This is a genomic window from Ruegeria lacuscaerulensis (genome assembly GCF_013034745.1).
Lineage (GTDB): Bacteria > Pseudomonadota > Alphaproteobacteria > Rhodobacterales > Rhodobacteraceae > Ruegeria > Ruegeria lacuscaerulensis_B.
In genome coordinates, this window is record NZ_WQGP01000007.1 from 164,377 (window position 1) to 183,128 (window position 18,752).

An 18,752-nucleotide genomic window follows, 5' to 3' on the forward strand; every position below is an offset into this window, starting at 1 on the left:
TGGGACCTTTCGGGTTTGATCCAGATCAAAAATAGCGTCTGTTTGACGCAAGCATTTTGCTTTATCTACCCGCAGGAATATGGTTTTTAACGCGGCTAAAGACAACGGGAGAGGTGCGACCGATTCACACCTTTTCGCCAGGGACGCAAAGATCAAACGATCAGGACAGAACATGAAGAATGCTTTGATGCTTTCGGGCTTTATGACAGCCCTCTCCAGCCTTCCGGCCATGGCTCAGGAGCTTGAGATTATTGGCAAACCGGTTGATGGTGGTATGGGCTTCCAGCCCGCCGTGACCGAGCTGGCCACCGGAATTCAGCGGCTGGACGGGATGATTCTGGTGATCATTACCGCGATCTGTCTGTTCGTGGCTGGTCTGCTGATCTATTGCATCGTGCGCTACAATGAACGCTCGAACCCTGAACCTGCGCGGTTCTCGCACTATACCCCGGTTGAGATCGCGTGGACGCTGGGCCCGATCCTGATTCTGGTCTTTATCGGTGCATTCTCGCTGCCGGTTCTGTTCAAACAGCAGGAAATTCCCGAAGGCGACGTGGTGATCAAGGTTGTCGGCAACCAATGGTACTGGACCTATGAATACGTCGACCACGACTTTGCATTCGACAGCTACCTGCTGGGCCATCCGGCCACGCTGGACGAAGGTGCACGCCCGGCGGATGCCGATGTGACCCCGTTTGTTCTGGATGATGCAATGCGCGCCAAGCTGGCAGATGCCGGTTACAGCGATGATGAGTGGCTGCTGGCCACCGACACCGCTGTTGTCGTGCCCGTGGGCAAGGTCATCGTAATGCAGGTCACTGCGTCCGACGTGATCCATTCGTGGACCATCCCGTCCTTTGGCGTGAAGCAGGACGGTGTGCCCGGTCGTCTGGCCGAGCTGTGGTTCCAGGCCGACAAGGAAGGTGTGTACTTCGGACAGTGTTCGGAACTGTGTGGCAAGGACCATGCCTATATGCCGATCACCGTCAAAGTGGTCAGCGAAGAAGCTTATGAGGAATGGCTGCAGGGTGCTCTGGAAGAGTATGCAGGTCAGCCTGACACCTATCAGGTTGCCTCGAACTAAGCCCTTTGCGGCCTAGGTTTTAACAAGTGGGCTGCGCGGGGATCGCGCAGCTTTTGCCCCCAAAGGACCGGACATGAGCGACGCAAGCATCAATGCAAGCCAAGTGACCGCCTCGGCGCACGCGGATGAGGCCAGCTTTGGCGATTATTTCGCCCTGCTGAAGCCGCGCGTGATGACACTGGTCGTGTTCACGGCCTTGGTGGGTCTGCTGGCAGCACCGGTGCCGGTGCATCCTTTTGTCGGGTTCTGTGCCATTCTTTTCATCGCCATCGGCGGCGGCGCGTCTGGCGCGCTGAACATGTGGTGGGATGCGGATATTGATCGGGTGATGAAACGCACCAAGGGTCGACCGATTCCGGCAGGTAAAGTGCAGGAAGGCGAAGCGCTGTCGTTGGGATTGGCGCTGTCGGGCCTGTCGGTGATCATGCTGGGGCTGGCGACCAACTGGTTTGCTGGTGCGTTTCTGGCGTTCACCATCTTCTTCTACGTCGTCGTCTATACGATGTGGCTGAAACGCTCGACGCCTCAGAACATTGTGATCGGTGGCGCAGCAGGGGCCTTCCCGCCGGTAATCGGGTGGGTCGCGGCCACGGGCACGATGTCGATTGAGCCTTGGCTGATGTTCACCCTGACCTTCATGTGGACCCCGCCGCATTTCTGGGCGTTGGCGCTGTTCATGCGCTCGGACTATGACGACGCAGGCGTGCCGATGCTGACCGTGACTCATGGCCGCCGCGCGACGCGCAGGCATATCCTGGTTTACACGGGCCTTCTGGCGCTGCTGGCTGTTGGAACGGCATTCTCGGGCATTGGTGGTCCGGTCTATCTGACCGTCGCTATAGTGATGAACGCCTTGTTCCTGCGCGGTGCATGGGCAATTGCGCGCCGGACCGAGGACGACTCGGAAGCAGATAATTTCAAGGTCGAGCGGTCGTTCTTCAAACTGTCCCTGCTGTACCTTTTCCTGCACTTCGGCGCGATTCTGGTCGAAGCGTTGCTGAAACCCTATGGGCTGGGAGGCTGGTCATGAGCCTGCGCAAAAGCCACGAACTGCACGAACGTCGTTTTAGTCGCAATTTGGGCGTAGGCCTGACGCTGGCGGCGTTCATCGTGATCATTTTCGGTCTGACGATCGTCAAAGTCTCGGGCACCGATTTCAACATGGCGACGCAAGAGGTACAGAACTGATGGCGCTGTCTGGTCCTCAAAAGACGGTTGTTCAAACTGTGGGCGTCGTGGTGCTGATGGGCAGCCTCGCCTGGGCTGCGGTGCCGTTTTATGACTGGTTCTGCCGCGTCACCGGGTTTGGCGGCACCACAGGTGTGGCTGAAGCCGCGCCCGAGGATATTCTCGACCGCACCGTCACCGTCCGCTTCGACGCGTCAAAGGCCAAGGACATGGCGTGGGAGTTCAAACCGGTCGAACGTGAGATGGAAGTACGCATCGGTGAGAACGGGTTGGCCTTTTACGAGGCTTATAACCCGACGGACCGACCAATTGCGGGGCAAGCATCCTACAATGTCGCGCCCTATTCGGCCGGCGGCTATTTCCAGAAAATCGCCTGTTTCTGCTTTGAAGAACAGGTCCTGCAGCCCGGCGAGCGGGTTCAGATGCCGGTAAGCTTTTTCGTCGATCCTGAGATGGTCGAGGATCTGGAAGCGAAATATGTGCATACGATCACGCTGTCGTATACATTCTACGAAATTGACCTGCCCGAGGGCTATGCCGCCCTTGATGCGCAGGCTGATACAAACACGAACTAATGCCTTTAGGTGAGGGACGCTGATGGCACACGCTAAAAACCACGATTATCACATTCTGGCCCCGTCGATCTGGCCGCTGATCGGCGCCGTTGGCGGCTTTGTGATGCTGTTCGGAGCCGTCCTGTGGATGCACGGCGTCACGTCGTTCATGTTCTGGATGGGTCTGGTTGCCGTTCTATACACCATGTTCGCCTGGTGGTCCGAAGTGGTGGCCGAAAGCCGCGCGGGCGACCACACGCCGGTGGTGCGCATCGGCCTGCGCTATGGCTTCATCCTGTTCGTGATGTCCGAAGTGATGTTCTTTTTTGCCTGGTTCTGGTCGTTCTTCAAACATCGCATGTATCCGATGTACGACTATGCCGGAACCGAGTACATCCAGCCCGATATCCATGCGGTTGACCCGTTCCACCTGCCGCTGATCAACACCTTGGTCCTGTTGCTGTCGGGTTGTGCGATCACATGGGCGCACCACGCTCTGGTTCACAACAACGACCGCAAGGCGTTGGTGCAGGGTCTGGCTATCGGTATTGTGCTGGGTATTGCGTTCACCGGCTTGCAGGCGTTCGAGTATTATGAGCTGCTGGCGCATGAAGGCTGGGAATTCGGTGGCGACCAGTTCTATTCGAACTTCTTCATGGCAACCGGTTTCCACGGCGCGCATGTGATCATCGGGACGATCTTCTTGAGTGTCTGCCTGATCCGAGCACTGAAGGGCGATTTCACACCTGAAAAGCACGTGGGATTTGAGGCCGCCGCTTGGTACTGGCACTTTGTGGACGTCGTCTGGCTGTTCCTTTTCTTTGCCGTTTATATCTGGGGTCAGGCTCCGCTGTTCTGATGCGCTCAGATAGGTAGATTGCAAAAGCCGCCCCGAGGGGCGGCTTTTTCTCGATCGGGGGCGCAAGATTGCGCCCCATACAATTGCGTGGTTGCAATCGGGATTACGCTGCCCTTAACAAGACGCCGGTTTCTGTAACAAGGTTTCACCTGACTATGCGCCGCATTTTGTTCCTGCTGATCTTCGGGCTTGCCGGTCTGGGCGTGCTGCTGTCGCTGGGCGTCTGGCAGGTGCAGCGTTTGGCCTGGAAAGAAGGCGTTCTGGCCGAGATCGACTCGCGCATAGCAGCAGATCCTGTGGACCTGCCGCCGAGCGTTTCCGAAGACACCGACAAATACCTGCCGGTGACAATCTCGGGCGATATGGAGCCGGGGGAGATCCACGTTCTGGTCTCGGTCAAGCAGGTCGGGGCGGGCTATCGGATCATCCAGTCGTTCAGCACCGAGGATCGGACTGTTTTGGTGGATCGCGGCTTTGTGCCCACCACGGCGAAACTGGTCGAGCGACTGACCGGGCCAATGACCGTAACCGGCAACCTGCATTGGCCGGATGAGATCGACAGCTACACGCCCGAACCCGATATTGACGACAACATCTGGTTTGCCCGCGATGTGCCCAATCTGGCCGCCGTGCTTGGAGCCGAACCGATCCTGCTGATCGCGCGGTCGGAAACCGACCCCGGCATCACGCCTCTGCCGGTCGATACAGCGGGAATTCCAAACGATCACCTACAATATGCAATCACATGGTTTGGTCTGGCTCTGGTCTGGGCCGCAATGACCGGTTATTTCCTGTGGCGCAACCGCGCCCCTGCACAGAGTGAAGAGCAATGAAATATATCTCGACCCGTGGCCAAGCGCCGGAACTGACCTTTGAAGAGGCGATGCTGACCGGCCTTGCCCGCGATGGCGGCTTGTACCTGCCCGCTGAGATTCCGGTGATGAGCCATAATGAGATCGCCGCTCTGGCCGGTCTGCCCTATGAAGAGATCGCGTTCCGTGTGATGTGGCCCTATGTCAGCGGCTCGTTCACCGAGCAGGAGTTCAAGGACATCATCACCCGTGCTTACGAAGGCTTCGGCCATGACGCCCGCGCGCCCTTGAAGCAGCTGAACGAGAACCACTTCCTGCTGGAACTGTTCCATGGCCCTACGCTGGCCTTCAAGGACTTTGCCATGCAGCTGATCGGCCAGCTGTTCCAGGTTGCGCTGAAGCGGCGCAATGATCGTGTGACCATCGTGGGGGCGACCAGTGGCGATACAGGCTCGGCCGCGATTGAGGCGTTCCGGGGGCTGGACGCGGTGGATGTGTTCATTCTGTTCCCCCATGGTCGTGTCTCTGAGGTGCAGCGCCGTCAGATGACGACGCCCGCCGACAGCAACGTGCATGCGCTGGCCGTGGATGGCGATTTTGACGATTGTCAGGCCGCGCTGAAAGATATGTTCAACGATTTCGATTTCCGCGACGGGGTGAAGCTGGCCGGGGTGAACTCGATCAACTTTGCGCGGGTGCTGGCGCAGATCGTGTATTACTTCTCGGCGGCTGTCAGTGTGGGGGCACCGCATCGCAAGGTCAGCTTTACCGTGCCCACCGGCAATTTTGGCGATATCTTCGCGGGCTATCTGGCCAAACGCATGGGGCTGCCCATTGATCGTCTGGTTGTGGCGACCAACCAGAACGACATCCTGCATCGCTGCCTGTCGGGCGAGGGGTATTTCAAGGGCGACACTATCCCGTCGATCAGCCCGTCGATGGACATTCAGGTCAGCTCGAACTTTGAACGGGCGCTTTACTACGCATATGGCGAGGATGGCAGCGCCGTGGCGCAGTTGATGGATGAGTTGAAACGCGGGGGTTTCAACGTCAGTCAGGGCGCGATGGAGGCCCTGCGCGAAAGCTTCGACTCGGGACGTGTGTCCGAGGATGAAACGCTGACGACAATCAAACACACGCTGGCCCACAGTGCCGAACTGGTCTGCCCGCACACTGCCGTTGGAATTAAGGTCGCCGAAGAACAACGCGCAGTGGCGGTTCCGATGATCACTCTGGCCACCGCCCACCCGGCGAAATTCCCGGCAGCGGTCGAGAAGGCAAGCGGGGAACATCCGCCTCTTCCATCCCGCATGTCTGATCTGTATGAACGTCCGGAACGGGTGACACGGATTGCAAATGATCTGGGTGCCCTCGAGGATCATATCAAAGGGCATATCGCCGAGTGACTGTCAGACAAGACCAGCTGAAGAACGGATTTCGGATCGTCAGTGAGAACATGCCGGGGCTGCAATCTGCGGCCATCGGCATCTGGGTGACCGCGGGTGCGCGGAACGAGCGGATCGAACAGAACGGCATTGCGCATTTCCTTGAGCATATGGCGTTCAAGGGAACCGAGCGACGTTCGGCTTTGCAAATCGCCGAGGCGATCGAGGATGTGGGCGGCTATATCAACGCCTACACCTCGCGCGAGGTGACGGCCTATTATGCGCGTGTTCTGCAAGATGACGTAGCGCTGGCGATGGACGTGATCGGCGACATCGTTCTGAACCCCATCTTCGACCCGCGCGAGATCGAGGTCGAGCGCGGCGTGATCCTGCAAGAGATCGGTCAGGCTTATGACACGCCCGACGACGTGATTTTCGATTGGCTGCAAGAGCAGAGCTATCACGACCAACCTCTGGGCCGTACCATTCTGGGACCGTCCGAACGGGTCAGCGCGTTTTCGCGCGAGGACTTGTCGGGTTTCGTGGCTGAACACTATGGCCCTGAGCAGATGATCCTATCTGCGGCTGGCGCCGTGGATCATGACGCGCTGATGAAAATGGCCGAAGAGATGTTTGGCCATCTGCAACCGCGCAAGGGGTTGATTGCAGAAGCCGCGAAGTTCACCGGCGGCGAAGCGCGACAGGAGAAAGAGCTAGAACAGGCGCATTTTGCGCTGGCGTTGGAAAGCCCCGGCTACCGTGATGATGCGATCTATACCGCGCAGATTTACTCGACCGCTTTGGGTGGGGGTATGTCATCGCGCTTGTTCCAGGAGGTGCGCGAGACACGCGGGCTCTGCTATACGATCTTTGCGCAAACCGGGGCCTATGCGGATACCGGAACGACCACGATCTATGCAGGTACGTCAGCCGATCAGATAGGCGAGCTGGCGACGATCACAATCGACGAGATGAAGCGCGCTGCCGAAGATATGAGCCCCGAAGAGGTCGCCCGTGCGCGTGCGCAGATGAAGGCCGGAATGCTGATGGGGCTTGAAAGCCCCTCGAACCGGGCTGAGCGTCTGGCGCGGTTGGTGCAGATTTGGGGCCGGGTGCCCTCGCTTGAAGATACCGTGGCCAAGATTGATGCGGTCAGCACCGAGGACGTGCGTGCCTTTGCCGAAACCATGGCGATACAGGCCCCGGCGGCGCTGGCGCTGTATGGTCCGGTCTCGGGCGCGCCCACATTGGCGGAATTGCAGGAGAGGCGCGCGGCGTGATGCTTCTGGGCCGACGCAAGCTGAAACTTGAGACAGCGCGCCTCAGCCTGCGCCCGCCGGTGCATTCCGATTTCAACGACTGGGCGGCGCTGCGGCGGGCCTCAAAAGAGTTTCTCACTCCGTGGGAGCCGATCTGGGCCAAGGACCACCTAAGCCGCAAGTCTTTTACCAACCGGGTTTATTGGGCGCAGCGCTCGGTCGCGAGCGGGACGGCGATACCGCTGTTTCTGTTCCGGCGCGAGGATGACCGGCTGGTCGGCGCGATCACGCTGGACAATATTCGGCGGGGTCCTGCGCAGGCGGGAACACTGGGGTATTGGACCGGGCAGGCCTATGCGCGGAACGGCTATATGCGCGAGGCGATCGGGGCAGTTGTGCATCATGCCTTTACGCGCTTGGATCTGAGCCGGATCGAGGCGGCGTGTTTGCCCGAAAACAAGCCCTCGCGCGGGTTGCTGGAGCGGTCAGCCTTCAAATATGAGGGCGTGGCGCAATCCTATTTGCAGATCAATGGACGTTGGCGGACGCATGTTCTGTATGCGTGCCTGCGGTCGGACCGTCGCGGCAGGACCGACGCGGGCTAGGGGGCTCTGCCCCCGTCGCGGCAAGCCGCGCCTCCCCCGAGGTATTTTTGAACAGAAGAACAAGGGGCATGACTTGCGGCGCATCTGCGCTAGTATCGGGTTATGCGCTGGGTGGTTGCGATATTGTTGGTGATTTCGGGTGGGGCTGCGGCGCAGGAGCGGCGGCCAAGCCATTGTATTGCCATTGCGGATGCCGCACCTGGAATTGAGTATGTTCACAAAGCCGCCTGGACGGACCCGGTGCCGGAGTTTTCGGTGCGGATCAGCTATGTCGCCCATGCCTCGTTTCTGATTCAGACGCGGGGCGGGTTGAATGCGGTGACGGATTTCACAGGGTTTATTGGCAGTGCCGATCTGATCCCGGATGTGGTCACGATGAACCATGCTCATAGCACCCATTGGACGGCGCATCCCGACCCGGCGATTCCGCATGTCTTGCCCGGTTGGGGGGAGTTCGGGCAGGGGATCGAGCATCATCTGGATTTGGGTGAGATGCTGGTGCGCAATGTCTCGACCGACATTCGTTCGGTCTATGGCGGGGTTGAGGAGCGCGGAAACTCTATCTTTGTTTTCGAAATCGAGGGGCTGTGCATTGGCCATCTGGGGCATTTGCATCATGTCCCGTCGGACGAACAATTCGCAGCCTTGGGGCGGCTGGACGTGGTCATGGCCGCGGTAGATGGGGGCACGACCATGCCTCTGCCCGAGATGATTGAGGTGCTGAAGCGGTTGAAAAGCTCGGTCATTATTCCGATGCATTGGTTTTCGGGCTTTTCGCTGGACCGGTTTCTGGTCGATATCCGGGATGAGTTCCCGGTTGAGCGGGATGGTATCTCGGAATTGACTGTGTCGCTGCGCACATTGCCGGATCGGCCGACGGTGGTGGTGCTGGAGCCTCAATATCTGATCGAGCTTGAATAGGGCTTGCCGGGTCCGGCGGAGTTGGTCAAGGAATGCCTATGAGACTGAATCCTGCTAACCAAACCTTTGCTCAATCCATCCGCGACTCTCTGGGCGATGACGTTTTACGTGTTCCCGAGCTGCGATATGCAGAGGAGCCGCGCCGCAGATTTTCAGGACAGGTCGGTCTTGTCGCGGCCCCGCGTCGAACGGAAGAGGTCGCGGCGCTGATACGGTTGGCGTCTGCGGCGTCGATACCGGTTGTGCCTTATGGGGGCGGAACCGGGCTGGTCGGTGGGCAGGTGATGCCTGATGGGCCTGCGCCGCTGTTGATCTCGTTGGAGCGGATGACAGCTATCCGCGCGGTTTATCCGACCGAGAATATTCTGATTGCCGAGGCCGGAGCCGTTCTGGCTGATATTCAAGCGGCTGCCCGGCAAGCAATCCGCTTGTTTCCTCTGTCTCTGGCCGCGGAAGGGTCGTGCCGGATTGGCGGCAACCTTGCGACCAATGCGGGTGGGGTCAACGTCCTGCGCTATGGCAATGCACGCGATCTTTGCCTGGGGCTTGAGGCGGTTCTGCCCAATGGGGAGATCTGGCATGGGCTCAGCCGGTTGCGCAAGGACAATACCGGTTATGACCTGCGCAATTTGCTGATCGGGTCTGAGGGAACGTTGGGGATCATCACCGCGGCATCGCTTAAGCTGTCGCCGTGTCCTGCTGGGGTTGGAACGGCGATGGTGCAGGTCCCGTCGCCCGAAGCTGCCATTGATTTGTTGGCCCTGGCGCGGGATCAGCTGGGGGACTGTGTCAGCACGTTCGAACTGATCCACAGGCAGGGGCTGCACTTTCTGTCCGAGGTGCTGCCGGGTGTACGTCAGCCATTTGCATCCCCGCCGGAATGGTCCGTATTGATCGAGATTGGGTTGTTCGGCGATATCGCACCTCAGGAGGCACTTGAGACGCTCTATTCAGCGTCTGAGGCAAGGGGTTTGGTCCGGGATGCCGTGATCGCGCAAAGCGAGGCGCAGCGGGCTGATCTTTGGGCTGTGCGCGAGCGAATCCCCGAGGCGAACCGGCTGATCGGCTCAGTTTCGAGCCATGATATCTCAGTGCCGATCTCGGAAATCCCCGCGTTTATCCGACAGGGGGCAGAGGTTGTTGCCACGTTGGGGCCGTTTCGCATCAACTGTTTCGGTCATCTGGGGGACGGTAATCTTCACTACAACGTGTTTCCCCCGGCAGGGCGTAATCGCTCTGATTTCGATGTGCAGCGGGCCCCGATCAAGCGTGCCATCCACGATCTTGTGCACAAGTTCGGTGGATCGGTCAGCGCAGAGCATGGGATTGGACGGCTGAAGACAGATGATCTGGAACGCTACGGCGATCCGGCCAAGCTGGCTGCAATGCGGGCGATCAAGTCTGTGCTTGATCCCAAGGGGATCATGAACCCCGGGGCTGTTTTGTCGGTATAAGTGCGGCCCGGGTACCCCCGAGCCGCGCGCCGTTTTACGAGGATGGCAGGATCACTTTGTCGATAACGTGGATCACGCCATTCGTCGTTTCGATATCGGCCTGAACGACTGAGGCGTCATTTACCATCACGCCGTTGTCCAGATCGATTGTCACGTCGCCGCCTTGCACGGTCGCAGCCTTCATATCGTCGGACAGATCACCCGACATCACTTTGCCCGGTACCACGTGATAGGTCAGAACAGCGACCAGTTGATCTTTATTTTCGGGCTTGAGCAGAGACTCAACGGTCCCTTCAGGCAGGGCTGCGAAGGCTTCGTCAGTCGGGGCGAAGACCGTAAATGGACCTTCACCTTTCAAAGTATCCACCAACTCGGCGGCCTGAACAGCAGCGACCAGAGTCTCAAAGCTGCCCGCGCCGACAGCGGTATCCACTATGTCTTTCTTGGCTCCGGCTAAAGCAGCGGTGGCGATCAGGGCGCCGGACACGCCGGCAATTGCGAATTTGCGAAACATGATAAAAGGTTCCCTTGTTGGGATGCCCTTGGTGGCATCAACAGGGGTACGCGCGCTATTCAAAACAGGATCACTGAATATGTTGATGACTTTGACTTGAAGCCGCCAAACTCTGCGCTAAGCCAGCGTAGAACGAATTTTCAACTCACAGCTTTGTGATCAGTTTGCAGTCAGAGACCTTCGAATTCGCACAGGACATGCACATCCATGTCCATCTCCTCCAGCAATTTGCGACCGCCAAGGTCGGGTAGGTCGATGATGAACGCGCAAGAGATGATCTCACCGCCCAATCTTTCGATCAGTTTGATCCCGGCGGCAGCTGTGCCCCCGGTGGCCAGCAGATCATCGACCACCAGGATTTTTTCGCCGGGCTGGATCGCGTCGTCGTGGATCTCAACGATAGCCTCACCATATTCCAGCTTGTAGTCTTGGCTGATCGTCGTGCCGGGTAGCTTGCCCTTTTTGCGGATCGGGACGAACCCGACACTCAGTTGGTGGGCAATCGCGCCGCCCAGAATGAAGCCGCGGGCCTCAAGCCCCACAACCTTGTCAATCCGCTCGCCAGCATAAGGGTGCAGCATCTGATCAATCGCCATGCGAAACCCGCGCGGGTCGGCGAACAGCGTTGTCACGTCCCGGAACATGATCCCTTCATGGGGGAAATCGACGATGGTTCGGATGTAATCCTTGACCGTTTTGTTTCTGGACATGGAAGGACCCCTTTGGCGTCAAAACACGCTGGGCTGTTTGGCCCATTGGGGTCGGTCATGCAAGGATTGATTGCGAGTGTTTATTTATGACGTCCCGCAAGAATGGTCGGGAAGCTTTTATAGCGATACAGCGCCGAGGGCAGCCAAGCTAGGTGAGGTTTGCGCCAGTTGCGCTGGTCTTGCAAAAGAAATGCCTGAGCAGCATGAAGGTTCATTGCCATATTCCTTATTTATTGTTAGGTGCTCGATAACTACAATTTCTATGCGATGTATATACAATGCATCTCGGGAAGAATCAAGACTTTGTCAGGGATGTGCAGCGTGGCCAAGAAAGACGGTAAGGGTTCTACCAAGAAAAACAGTCAGTTGGTCCTGCGTCTGGACAAGGATGAGCGGGACGCTTTTGTCGAACTGTGCAAAGAGTTGGACACTTCGGCCGCCCGCGAAATTCGGCGGTTCATACGCGGCTTCATGAAGGAAAACGCCGAAGACTAGGCTGGACGGCGCAAAACCGCAGTCGCGACACCCATTCCGATCAGGGCCAGCCCTCCGAACCGGGTCATGGCAGTGATCACGCCCGCTCGTCCGATCATCACCCGCAGCCGATCTGCCAGCAGCGCATAGGCTAGCGCGTTCAGCCAAGCGAGTCCGACGAATGTGGCGATCAGGATGATGAATTGCGGGCCCAGAGGGTCCGAGGGGCGCAGGAATTGCGGCACGAACGCAATGAAAAATGCAATGGATTTCGGGTTTAGCGCCGTCACGGCTGCTGCGTGACCGAACACGCTGCGGGCAGTGACGTCCCGGCTGGTCTCGACGGTGCTCAACCCACCGGATGGGGCGCTGCGCAGCAATTTGATGCCAAGCCAGATCAGATAGGCTGCCCCCACCCATTTCAGGACCGAAAACAAGGTGGCCGAGGCCAGCACCAGTGCGCCTAAGCCCAGCAAAGACGCGGTCATGGCGATCAGATCTCCGACGGCAACGCCAGTGGCCGAGGCCACGGCAACGCTGCGTCCTTTCGACAGAGCATAACTTAGCACCAGCAGGACGGTCGGCCCGGGAATCAGCAACAGTGCAGTCGAGGCAGCCACAAAGGCCAGCCAGAGATCAAGGGACATGGGGGCTCCTGTCAGAATAGTACCGCCAGAAAGCCCTGCGATACCGAGAAGGTCAAGCCGCACGTGGCTGAGTCATGCGACGCATCAGGCCCTCAAGCGGTCCACGCGTGAACCAACGCGACCAAAGCAGGCCCGCCAGTGAAGACAGTATGCAAAAGCCCAGCGCATAGAAGACAATCTGAGCGGGGGAGAGAGAGCCGTCCAGCAGATCTGCTTCCTCTAGCGCGCCCATACCGATCAGGATATGCGCGACATACAGTGTCAGGCTGATCCGCCCCGGCGCTGTCAAAGCTGATGCGACGCCCAAGCGTTTGAGCTTTGGCCACAGTTTCAGCAGCAGCCCGATCACCACGCAGGCCGATCCGGTTCCGGCGAGGATATAGAATGGTCCGGGCGGAATGGATTCGGTGCCCAGGTAAGCGACCAGGTCAGGGTCCTTGACCAGCATCGAAGGAAACATTGCAAGCACGGCTGCGCCGAACCCCCACATGATCAGGCGGTGTTGGATACAGATCGTGTGGAGTTCTGACCGCCCAATTGCCATGCCAATCAGCAGGAACGCAGCCCATGGCAAAACCGGATGCCAGCCGTTGAAGACCGCGTTGCGCAGAAAACCGGGTAAAGTCCAGAGGTCGTTATACGTCAGGGTCGCCCAGTTCCATCCATTGCTGTAGTCGAAGGTCAGATTGGCCAGTACAGCCAACCCGACGATACCCAGAGCGCCCAACCAAAGGCTTCGCGCCGAGGCGGTCAAAAACGCTGCGCCGACCACAAAATACAATGCGTAGAAATGCAGGATGTCGGCGTCAAACACGTTCATGTTGATCAGCCCCAATCCAAAAAGGAACAAAGCACGCCGCAGCAGCAGAGGGGCCGCGATGTGTGACAGGCTGATGCCGATCCCGGCCAGGATCACGAACAAGGCCGCTGCACGCCCCTCCAGCGCATCGACCAGAGCCGTCGCCCAGCCGCCATCTGGCGCAACCTGCGCCGCGATCCGGAAATTAACCAACACCATACCGCAGAACGCCAAAAACCGGGCTGCGTCCAGTGCCTCTAACCGTTTCATGCTTGTCCTCATAGTTGTCGCCTGCGGTTCTGCTGGGTCTTTGTGGCGCAAGTGCGGCTGCACCCTGTAAACAAATCGCGAGCGGCTGCGCCTGTTTTCAACCTTGACCCTATCCAACCCGCGCACAGGGCGGTATTTCCGCAACAGTCTGAAGATTGCATTAAACCGCGCGGTCGCGCCTTGAAACACAGGGCAGGGTTCCCAGTCTATGAACAGGCAGATTTCAACCGGGAGGAGGCCTATGGCACAGGTGCAAACGGATCATCCGCACAACACGGGGCATGTACTCACAAGCGCGCGGCTCAAAAGGGCGCTGATCCTGTTGGTTGCGATCTGTGCTGCTGTCTATGCCGCGATCCTTGGGTATATGTACGCCAACCAACAATCGCTGTTGTTCAAACCGGGCGAGACGCTACCTGCGCCGGCTACGGTCGGTCTGGCGGATGTCGAGGTGCTTTCACTGCCCATGGCCGATGGTACCCAGCTGGCTGTTTGGACGGCTCCTCCGGCCACAGAAGGCGCGCCTACAGTGCTGTTTTTCCATGGTCAATCCGGCAGCCTGGGGGATCGCGCAGATCGGATGCGTGAAATCCTCAACAGTGGTTTCGGCCTGTTCGCCCCCAGCTATCGCGGCTTTCCGGGTAGTGAGGGCACGCCCTCTGAACCGGCGCTGATCGGCGATGGGATCCAGATGTATGACCGCCTTGCTGCGGCGGGTCACTCGGTCGTTCTGCATGGGCAAAGCCTTGGGACCGGCGTTGCCGCCGCCGTGGCCGCGCAGCGCCCTGATGCACGCCTGTTGGTGTTGGAGGCACCGTTCACCGCAACGGTCGATGTCGCAGCTGAACGTTATCCGTTCCTGCCGGTCTCAGCCCTTATGAAGGACCAATTCGCAACCCGCGACCTGATTGATCAAGTCAGCGTGCCAACGCTGATCTTCCACGGCACGGCGGACACGACCATCCCGGTCCACCACGGGCAGTCTCTGGCCGAAATGGCCGGAGACAACGCGCAGCTTTTCATCATTCCCGACGGTATGCATAACGACCTCTGGTCCTACGGCCTATGGGATCAAGTACAACAGGCGCTGATCAATTAGCGGTCAAAGGATCCGCCCGGCCACCGCATCCAGTTTGGCCAGCAGGGCCGGGTCACGTTTTTCCGGTGCTGTCAGAATGGCGTATTCCAACGCACGGTCACATCCATGCGGGCAGGGGGCACGGTCTGCCCCCAAAAGCACGGGCAACCCTTTGACCAGGGCCCTGCCTTTTTCCGCGTTGCCGGTCAGGGTGGCGATAATGGCGGTGACGTCAACCTCGCCGTGGTCAGGGTGCCAACTGTCGTAATCCGTGACCATCGCGATTGAGGCGTAGCACAGCTCGGCCTCGCGGGCGAGCTTGGCCTCAGGCATGTTGGTCATGCCGATCACGTCACAGCCCCAGTGTTCGCGGTACATTTTGGATTCCGCCAGCGATGAGAATTGCGGGCCTTCCATCGCCAGATAGGTGCCACCGCGGTGGATATTGATCCCGGCGGCCTTGCCTGCGGTTTCACACGCATCCGACAGGCGCGGGCAGGTTGGATGGGCCACGCTGACATGCGCCACGCAACCGGTGCCGAAAAAGCTTTTCTCGCGCGCAAAGGTCCGGTCGATGAACTGATCTACGATCACGAAGTCCCCCGGTGCCATATGATCGCGAAACGACCCGCAGGCAGAGACCGAGATCACATCGGTGACACCCAGCCGTTTCAACGCGTCGATATTGGCGCGATAGGGTACCTCGGTCGGAGAGTGCACGTGGCCGCGCCCATGGCGGGGCAGGAACGCCATTGCAACACCGTCCAATGACCCGGTCAGGATCTGGTCTGAAGGGTCTCCCCAGGGCGTCTCGACAGTGATCCATTCTGCATTTTCCAACCCGTCAATGTCGTAGATGCCTGATCCGCCGATGACGGCTATCTTGGTCTGGGTCACGTGCTTTCTCCGAGTTGTTGTGCGAGTTGAAGGATTTGTGCGCCGAGCGACGACGGCTGACAAGGGGCAATGCGGCTTATTGTGACGTCAACAGATTGCGCGCCTGCGCCTGTTGTTGGAAATCCGCCCAAGCGGGGCTGAATTCCTGCAATGGCCATGTTAGGTCCTGTGCCTGCCCATGCCTGTCGCGGAATTCGAACCGATAGGCCTCGCCCTTCAGCATGGCTTCAACGATCTCATCCGCACCGACGCCGTCAAACGTGCAGTTCAACCCGGTCAGACATCCAGGTCTGCGCGTGCGCCAAACCGCTCCGTCCTTTCCATCGATCCGAAAGCCGGATGGCCAGAACAACGTGCCGGGCTCGATACCGAACTCGATCTCCACGCCATCCGGGGCAGGGGTGATAAAGATGAACTGTGCTCCAAATTTCGGGCGCAGCGAAAACACCTCGGCCCGGCGAATGTAACAGCGTTGCTTGAGCGCGCCGTATTCCTCGCGCTCATCGCAGATGGAGTTCCAGACCCCGTAGGTTTCATAATGGGTCACACGCCAGTTGCTGGCAGTGTCATTGCCCTGCAAATCCTGCGCCAAGGCAGCAATAGGGGTCAGAATAAACAAGATCAGCCATAGCATGGCGCAAAGGTGTGCCCCCGGTGTGGCAGGTTCAACTCACGACTTTGTGAGATACCGGCTATGCGCCCCGTGCATAGCAGCCTCCCGCTTGATGCGGTGGCTCAGAGAGCGGATGACAGGTAGAAGGCCCCTTTCGCGCGCAGATCAACCGACAGGACATTCCATGCCCCGAGCCATGCTGGCAAGCTTTGCCAACCGTATTGCCAAACCCGACCTGCGTTGGGTGCCGGATGAAGGGCTGACACCGTCCCGTTTGCGGATCGAACTGCTGTCTGGCCTGACCGTGGCCCTTGCGCTGGTGCCCGAAGCGGTGGCATTTGCCTTTGTCGCAGGCGTGCATCCGTTGGTTGGCCTCTATGCTGCCTTCATGGTCGGCCTGATCACGGCGCTGATCGGCGGGCGTCCGGGCATGATCTCGGGTGCGACCGGGGCCTTGGCGGTTGTGATGGTGGCGCTGGTGGCGGAGCATGGCGTGGAATACCTGTTTGCGACCGTGGTTCTGATGGGCATCCTGCAAGTGATTGCCGGGGCCATGCATTGGGGCCGGTTTATCCGCTTGGTGCCGCATCCGGTGATGTTGGGCTTTGTAAACGGGCTGGCGATCGTGATCTTTCTGGCGCAGCTTGGGCAGTTCAAGGTTCCGGGCACAATGGAGAACACCGGCCACGGCATGGGCGGAGGTGAGTGGCTTTCGGGTCTGCAGCTTTACACCATGTTGGGCCTGGTCGCGCTGACCATGGCGGTGATTTGGGTCATGCCGCGCATCACGCGTGTTGTTCCGGCCCCTCTGGCCGGGATTGTCGTTGTTGCCGCGCTGGTGATCGGCTTTGGCCTGGATGTACCGCGCGTAGGCGATCTGGCCTCGATCGAAGGCGGCCTGCCGCCTTTCCACATTCCGATGGTGCCGCTGACCTGGGAAACCATTGAAATCATCCTGCCCTACGCCGTCATTCTGGCCGCCATCGGCCTGATTGAATCGCTGCTGACCCTTAATCTTGTGGGTGAAATCACGGGCAAACGGGGCGGAGCGTCACAGGAATGCATCGCGCAAGGCGTGTCCAACGTCGCTACCGGGTTCTTCGGTGGCATGGGCGGCTGCGCGATGATCGGCCAGTCGATGATCAACGTGAAATCCGGTGGTCGAACTCGAATCGCTGGCATCGCGGCAGCCTTGTTTTTGTTGATTTTCATCCTTTTCGCGTCCCCGCTGATCGAGCAGATTCCGCTGGCCGCATTGGTCGGCGTGATGTTCATGGTGGTCATCGGTACCTTCGCTTGGAACTCGTTCAACATCATGCGCAAAGTGCCCCTGATGGATGCGTTCGTCATCGTGCTGGTGACGGTTGTTACGGTGATGGAGGACCTTGCGGTTGCAGTTGTCGTCGGCGTCATCGTCTCGGCTCTGGCCTATGCCTGGAACAACGCCAAGCGCATCCATGCGATTACGCGGGATTCTGAAACAGAGAAAGGTGCGAAAGTCTATGAAATCCAAGGCCCTCTGTTCTTTGGTTCTTCTGACGGATTTGTCGAACTTTTCGATGTCCCGAATGATCCCGAGACCGTCATAGTGGATTTCGCCGAAAGCCGTGTGGTCGATCAATCTGCCCTTCAGGCGATCGAAAACATCGCTGGCAAATACGAAGCGGCCGGTAAACGCGTGATGCTGCGCCACCTGAGTCGAGATTGCCACAAGCTGCTGAACAAAGCCGGTCACCTTATGGTCGATAGCGACGATGACCCTGATTATGAAATCGCGGTCGATTATTCAGTTCGCACCGGCATTCTGGGCGGTCACTGAGGATTTAGCGAGGCTCCGCCTCGCGCTCCGGGATATTTGGGGCCAGATGAACGGAGGATCCCCTGCTTCATCTGGCTATAAATATCCCGGGGGAGTCGCCGAATAGGCGGCGGGGGCAGCGCCCCCTATACGCTCAGTCATCCGGGCGGTTGAGTGAGAACAGTTCAGTAACCACCGAATAGTCGCGGTATCCGAGCCGCGCCAGTGGCTGAAACGCCGTGACGTCGAACTTGCCATCCTTCAAACAGTCATCGCGCAGGTGGACACCGGTGACTTCGCCGAAAACAACGCGGTTCGCCGCGCCGGGCAGTGTGACGATCTGGGTCAGCTTGCATTCCAGGGCGGCGGGCGCGTCCTGAACCCTAGCACATGGGATCGTCTCGCACTCCACTGCAGTCAAACCTGCGTGGCCGAATTCATCCACATGTTTTGGTAACCCGGCAGAGCTGGCGTTCATCGCATCACGATGCGCATGGGCGACAACGTTGACGCAGAAAACGCCTGTTGCTTCGATATTGGCGAGACTGTCTTTGCCGCCGTCTTGGTCGGGTTTCGTCCCGGTCGTGGCAAACATCACCTGTGGCGGTGTATACGCGACCCCGTTGAAGAAGGAGTACGGTGCCAGATTGTTGATCCCATCGCCGTCGCGGGAAGAGATCCAGCCAATCGGGCGCGGGGTTATGATGGCGTTGAAAGGGTTATGCGGCAGGCCGTGGCCGTCTTCGGGGCGATAGAACATATGAACTCCAAGCGTTTGCCCAAGGCGTAACGAAGTGCTAGGGCGAATTCCAGCAAGGAAAAGAGGGCAGG

General features: G+C 58.9%; 21 protein-coding genes. 14 read left to right on the forward strand and 7 right to left on the reverse strand.

All coding sequences use genetic code 11. The features are described from left to right. Window positions 1-172 precede the first annotated feature (172 nt). The 11 genes from coxB to GOV79_RS15255 all read left to right on the forward strand — a co-directional run bounded on the left by coxB (window position 173) and on the right by GOV79_RS15255 (window position 10,121). A complete protein-coding gene (gene coxB, locus GOV79_RS15205) occupies window positions 173-1,084 on the forward strand; it encodes a cytochrome c oxidase subunit II (RefSeq protein ID WP_170790398.1) in 912 nt (303 codons plus the stop codon). A 73-nt stretch (window positions 1,085-1,157) separates the two neighbouring features. Continuing rightward, window positions 1,158-2,114 (forward strand): heme o synthase, encoded by a 957-nt coding sequence (gene cyoE / locus GOV79_RS15210; RefSeq protein ID WP_170769994.1) that lies wholly within the window; start codon window positions 1,158-1,160, stop codon window positions 2,112-2,114. Next, window positions 2,111-2,272: a cytochrome c oxidase system small membrane protein gene (locus GOV79_RS15215; protein ID WP_170782863.1), complete on the forward strand. Its 162-nt coding sequence runs from the start codon at window positions 2,111-2,113 to the stop codon at window positions 2,270-2,272. Before cyoE ends, GOV79_RS15215 begins: the two co-directional genes overlap by 4 nt. Further along, window positions 2,272-2,847, forward strand: coding sequence for a cytochrome c oxidase assembly protein (locus GOV79_RS15220; protein ID WP_170782862.1), 576 nt, complete (start codon window positions 2,272-2,274; stop codon window positions 2,845-2,847). Before GOV79_RS15215 ends, GOV79_RS15220 begins: the two co-directional genes overlap by 1 nt. Before the next feature lie 22 nt (window positions 2,848-2,869). Beyond that, window positions 2,870-3,685, forward strand: coding sequence for a cytochrome c oxidase subunit 3 (locus tag GOV79_RS15225; RefSeq protein ID WP_170769997.1), 816 nt, complete (start codon window positions 2,870-2,872; stop codon window positions 3,683-3,685). Window positions 3,686-3,840: 155 nt separating this feature from the next. Continuing rightward, entirely contained in the window at window positions 3,841-4,518 is a 678-nt protein-coding gene (locus tag GOV79_RS15230) for an SURF1 family protein (protein ID WP_170790399.1), read from the forward strand. Continuing rightward, entirely contained in the window at window positions 4,515-5,903 is a 1,389-nt protein-coding gene (gene thrC, locus GOV79_RS15235) for a threonine synthase (protein ID WP_170790400.1), read from the forward strand. Before GOV79_RS15230 ends, thrC begins: the two co-directional genes overlap by 4 nt. After that, the gene (locus GOV79_RS15240) at window positions 5,900-7,162 is read left to right on the forward strand and encodes a M16 family metallopeptidase (protein ID WP_170790401.1); all 1,263 of its coding nucleotides are present in this window, start codon (window positions 5,900-5,902) and stop codon (window positions 7,160-7,162) included. Before thrC ends, GOV79_RS15240 begins: the two co-directional genes overlap by 4 nt. Then, window positions 7,162-7,746 carry a GNAT family N-acetyltransferase gene (locus GOV79_RS15245; protein WP_170770610.1) on the forward strand — a complete coding sequence of 195 codons (585 nt, stop codon included), beginning with the start codon at window positions 7,162-7,164 and terminating at the stop codon, window positions 7,744-7,746. Before GOV79_RS15240 ends, GOV79_RS15245 begins: the two co-directional genes overlap by 1 nt. A gap of 102 nt (window positions 7,747-7,848) precedes the next feature. After that, window positions 7,849-8,667 carry an MBL fold metallo-hydrolase gene (locus tag GOV79_RS15250; RefSeq protein WP_170790402.1) on the forward strand — a complete coding sequence of 273 codons (819 nt, stop codon included), beginning with the start codon at window positions 7,849-7,851 and terminating at the stop codon, window positions 8,665-8,667. 38 nt (window positions 8,668-8,705) lie between these two features. Then, the gene (locus GOV79_RS15255) at window positions 8,706-10,121 is read left to right on the forward strand and encodes an FAD-binding oxidoreductase (RefSeq protein WP_170790403.1); all 1,416 of its coding nucleotides are present in this window, start codon (window positions 8,706-8,708) and stop codon (window positions 10,119-10,121) included. A 34-nt stretch (window positions 10,122-10,155) separates the two neighbouring features. Here the strand turns inward: GOV79_RS15255 and GOV79_RS15260 are convergent, their stop codons facing one another. Together GOV79_RS15260 and GOV79_RS15265 are read right to left on the reverse strand one after the other, a co-directional pair. Then, entirely contained in the window at window positions 10,156-10,635 is a 480-nt protein-coding gene (locus tag GOV79_RS15260) for a fasciclin domain-containing protein (RefSeq protein ID WP_170770003.1), read from the reverse strand. 170 nt (window positions 10,636-10,805) lie between these two features. Then, window positions 10,806-11,345 (reverse strand): adenine phosphoribosyltransferase, encoded by a 540-nt coding sequence (locus GOV79_RS15265; RefSeq protein WP_170770004.1) that lies wholly within the window; start codon window positions 11,343-11,345, stop codon window positions 10,806-10,808. 312 nt (window positions 11,346-11,657) lie between these two features. Between GOV79_RS15265 and GOV79_RS15270 the strand changes: the two genes are divergently transcribed. Further along, a complete protein-coding gene (locus tag GOV79_RS15270) occupies window positions 11,658-11,840 on the forward strand; it encodes a hypothetical protein (RefSeq protein ID WP_170770005.1) in 183 nt (60 codons plus the stop codon). Here GOV79_RS15270 and GOV79_RS15275 read toward each other — a convergent pair. Both GOV79_RS15275 and GOV79_RS15280 read right to left on the reverse strand, forming a co-directional pair. Beyond that, window positions 11,837-12,466, reverse strand: coding sequence for a LysE family translocator (locus GOV79_RS15275; protein WP_170770006.1), 630 nt, complete (start codon window positions 12,464-12,466; stop codon window positions 11,837-11,839). The two genes, GOV79_RS15270 and GOV79_RS15275, sit on opposite strands and share 4 nt — an antisense overlap. A 52-nt stretch (window positions 12,467-12,518) precedes the next feature. Then, on the reverse strand, window positions 12,519-13,535 hold the full coding sequence (locus GOV79_RS15280; RefSeq protein WP_170790404.1) for a DUF418 domain-containing protein: 1,017 nt from the start codon (window positions 13,533-13,535) through the stop codon (window positions 12,519-12,521). 241 nt (window positions 13,536-13,776) lie between these two features. Here GOV79_RS15280 and GOV79_RS15285 point away from each other — a divergent pair, with 241 nt between their 5' ends. Then, the gene (locus tag GOV79_RS15285; protein ID WP_170790405.1) at window positions 13,777-14,634 is read left to right on the forward strand and encodes an alpha/beta hydrolase; all 858 of its coding nucleotides are present in this window, start codon (window positions 13,777-13,779) and stop codon (window positions 14,632-14,634) included. Window positions 14,635-14,637: 3 nt separating this feature from the next. Here the strand turns inward: GOV79_RS15285 and GOV79_RS15290 are convergent, their stop codons facing one another. Both GOV79_RS15290 and GOV79_RS15295 read right to left on the reverse strand, forming a co-directional pair. Next, window positions 14,638-15,510: an S-methyl-5'-thioadenosine phosphorylase gene (locus GOV79_RS15290; RefSeq protein ID WP_170770009.1), complete on the reverse strand. Its 873-nt coding sequence runs from the start codon at window positions 15,508-15,510 to the stop codon at window positions 14,638-14,640. A 76-nt stretch (window positions 15,511-15,586) separates the two neighbouring features. Then, on the reverse strand, window positions 15,587-16,144 hold the full coding sequence (locus GOV79_RS15295; protein WP_170790406.1) for a hypothetical protein: 558 nt from the start codon (window positions 16,142-16,144) through the stop codon (window positions 15,587-15,589). A 163-nt stretch (window positions 16,145-16,307) separates the two neighbouring features. On the opposite strand from GOV79_RS15295, the gene GOV79_RS15300 reads away from it, so the two are divergent. Continuing rightward, window positions 16,308-17,942: a SulP family inorganic anion transporter gene (locus GOV79_RS15300; RefSeq protein WP_170790407.1), complete on the forward strand. Its 1,635-nt coding sequence runs from the start codon at window positions 16,308-16,310 to the stop codon at window positions 17,940-17,942. Window positions 17,943-18,075: 133 nt separating this feature from the next. Here the strand turns inward: GOV79_RS15300 and GOV79_RS15305 are convergent, their stop codons facing one another. Continuing rightward, complete coding sequence (locus tag GOV79_RS15305; protein ID WP_170782847.1) at window positions 18,076-18,681, reverse strand: flavin reductase family protein; 606 nt, start codon at window positions 18,679-18,681, stop codon at window positions 18,076-18,078. Window positions 18,682-18,752: the final 71 nt, after the last annotated feature.

Coding starts and splice junctions, on each gene's coding strand:
- GOV79_RS15260 (WP_170770003.1), bottom strand. CDS start 10,635: ATGTTTCGCAAATTCGCAATTGCCGGCGTGTCCGGCGCCCTGATCGCC.
- GOV79_RS15220 (WP_170782862.1), top strand. CDS start 2,272: ATGGCGCTGTCTGGTCCTCAAAAGACGGTTGTTCAAACTGTGGGCGTC.
- coxB (WP_170790398.1), top strand. CDS start 173: ATGAAGAATGCTTTGATGCTTTCGGGCTTTATGACAGCCCTCTCCAGC.
- GOV79_RS15245 (WP_170770610.1), top strand. CDS start 7,162: ATGCTTCTGGGCCGACGCAAGCTGAAACTTGAGACAGCGCGCCTCAGC.
- GOV79_RS15265 (WP_170770004.1), bottom strand. CDS start 11,345: ATGTCCAGAAACAAAACGGTCAAGGATTACATCCGAACCATCGTCGAT.
- GOV79_RS15225 (WP_170769997.1), top strand. CDS start 2,870: ATGGCACACGCTAAAAACCACGATTATCACATTCTGGCCCCGTCGATC.
- thrC (WP_170790400.1), top strand. CDS start 4,515: ATGAAATATATCTCGACCCGTGGCCAAGCGCCGGAACTGACCTTTGAA.
- GOV79_RS15295 (WP_170790406.1), bottom strand. CDS start 16,144: ATGCTATGGCTGATCTTGTTTATTCTGACCCCTATTGCTGCCTTGGCG.
- GOV79_RS15230 (WP_170790399.1), top strand. CDS start 3,841: ATGCGCCGCATTTTGTTCCTGCTGATCTTCGGGCTTGCCGGTCTGGGC.
- GOV79_RS15255 (WP_170790403.1), top strand. CDS start 8,706: ATGAGACTGAATCCTGCTAACCAAACCTTTGCTCAATCCATCCGCGAC.
- GOV79_RS15280 (WP_170790404.1), bottom strand. CDS start 13,535: ATGAAACGGTTAGAGGCACTGGACGCAGCCCGGTTTTTGGCGTTCTGC.
- GOV79_RS15275 (WP_170770006.1), bottom strand. CDS start 12,466: ATGTCCCTTGATCTCTGGCTGGCCTTTGTGGCTGCCTCGACTGCACTG.
- GOV79_RS15300 (WP_170790407.1), top strand. CDS start 16,308: ATGCCCCGAGCCATGCTGGCAAGCTTTGCCAACCGTATTGCCAAACCC.
- GOV79_RS15285 (WP_170790405.1), top strand. CDS start 13,777: ATGGCACAGGTGCAAACGGATCATCCGCACAACACGGGGCATGTACTC.
- cyoE (WP_170769994.1), top strand. CDS start 1,158: ATGAGCGACGCAAGCATCAATGCAAGCCAAGTGACCGCCTCGGCGCAC.
- GOV79_RS15215 (WP_170782863.1), top strand. CDS start 2,111: ATGAGCCTGCGCAAAAGCCACGAACTGCACGAACGTCGTTTTAGTCGC.
- GOV79_RS15250 (WP_170790402.1), top strand. CDS start 7,849: ATGCGCTGGGTGGTTGCGATATTGTTGGTGATTTCGGGTGGGGCTGCG.
- GOV79_RS15305 (WP_170782847.1), bottom strand. CDS start 18,681: ATGTTCTATCGCCCCGAAGACGGCCACGGCCTGCCGCATAACCCTTTC.
- GOV79_RS15270 (WP_170770005.1), top strand. CDS start 11,658: ATGTGCAGCGTGGCCAAGAAAGACGGTAAGGGTTCTACCAAGAAAAAC.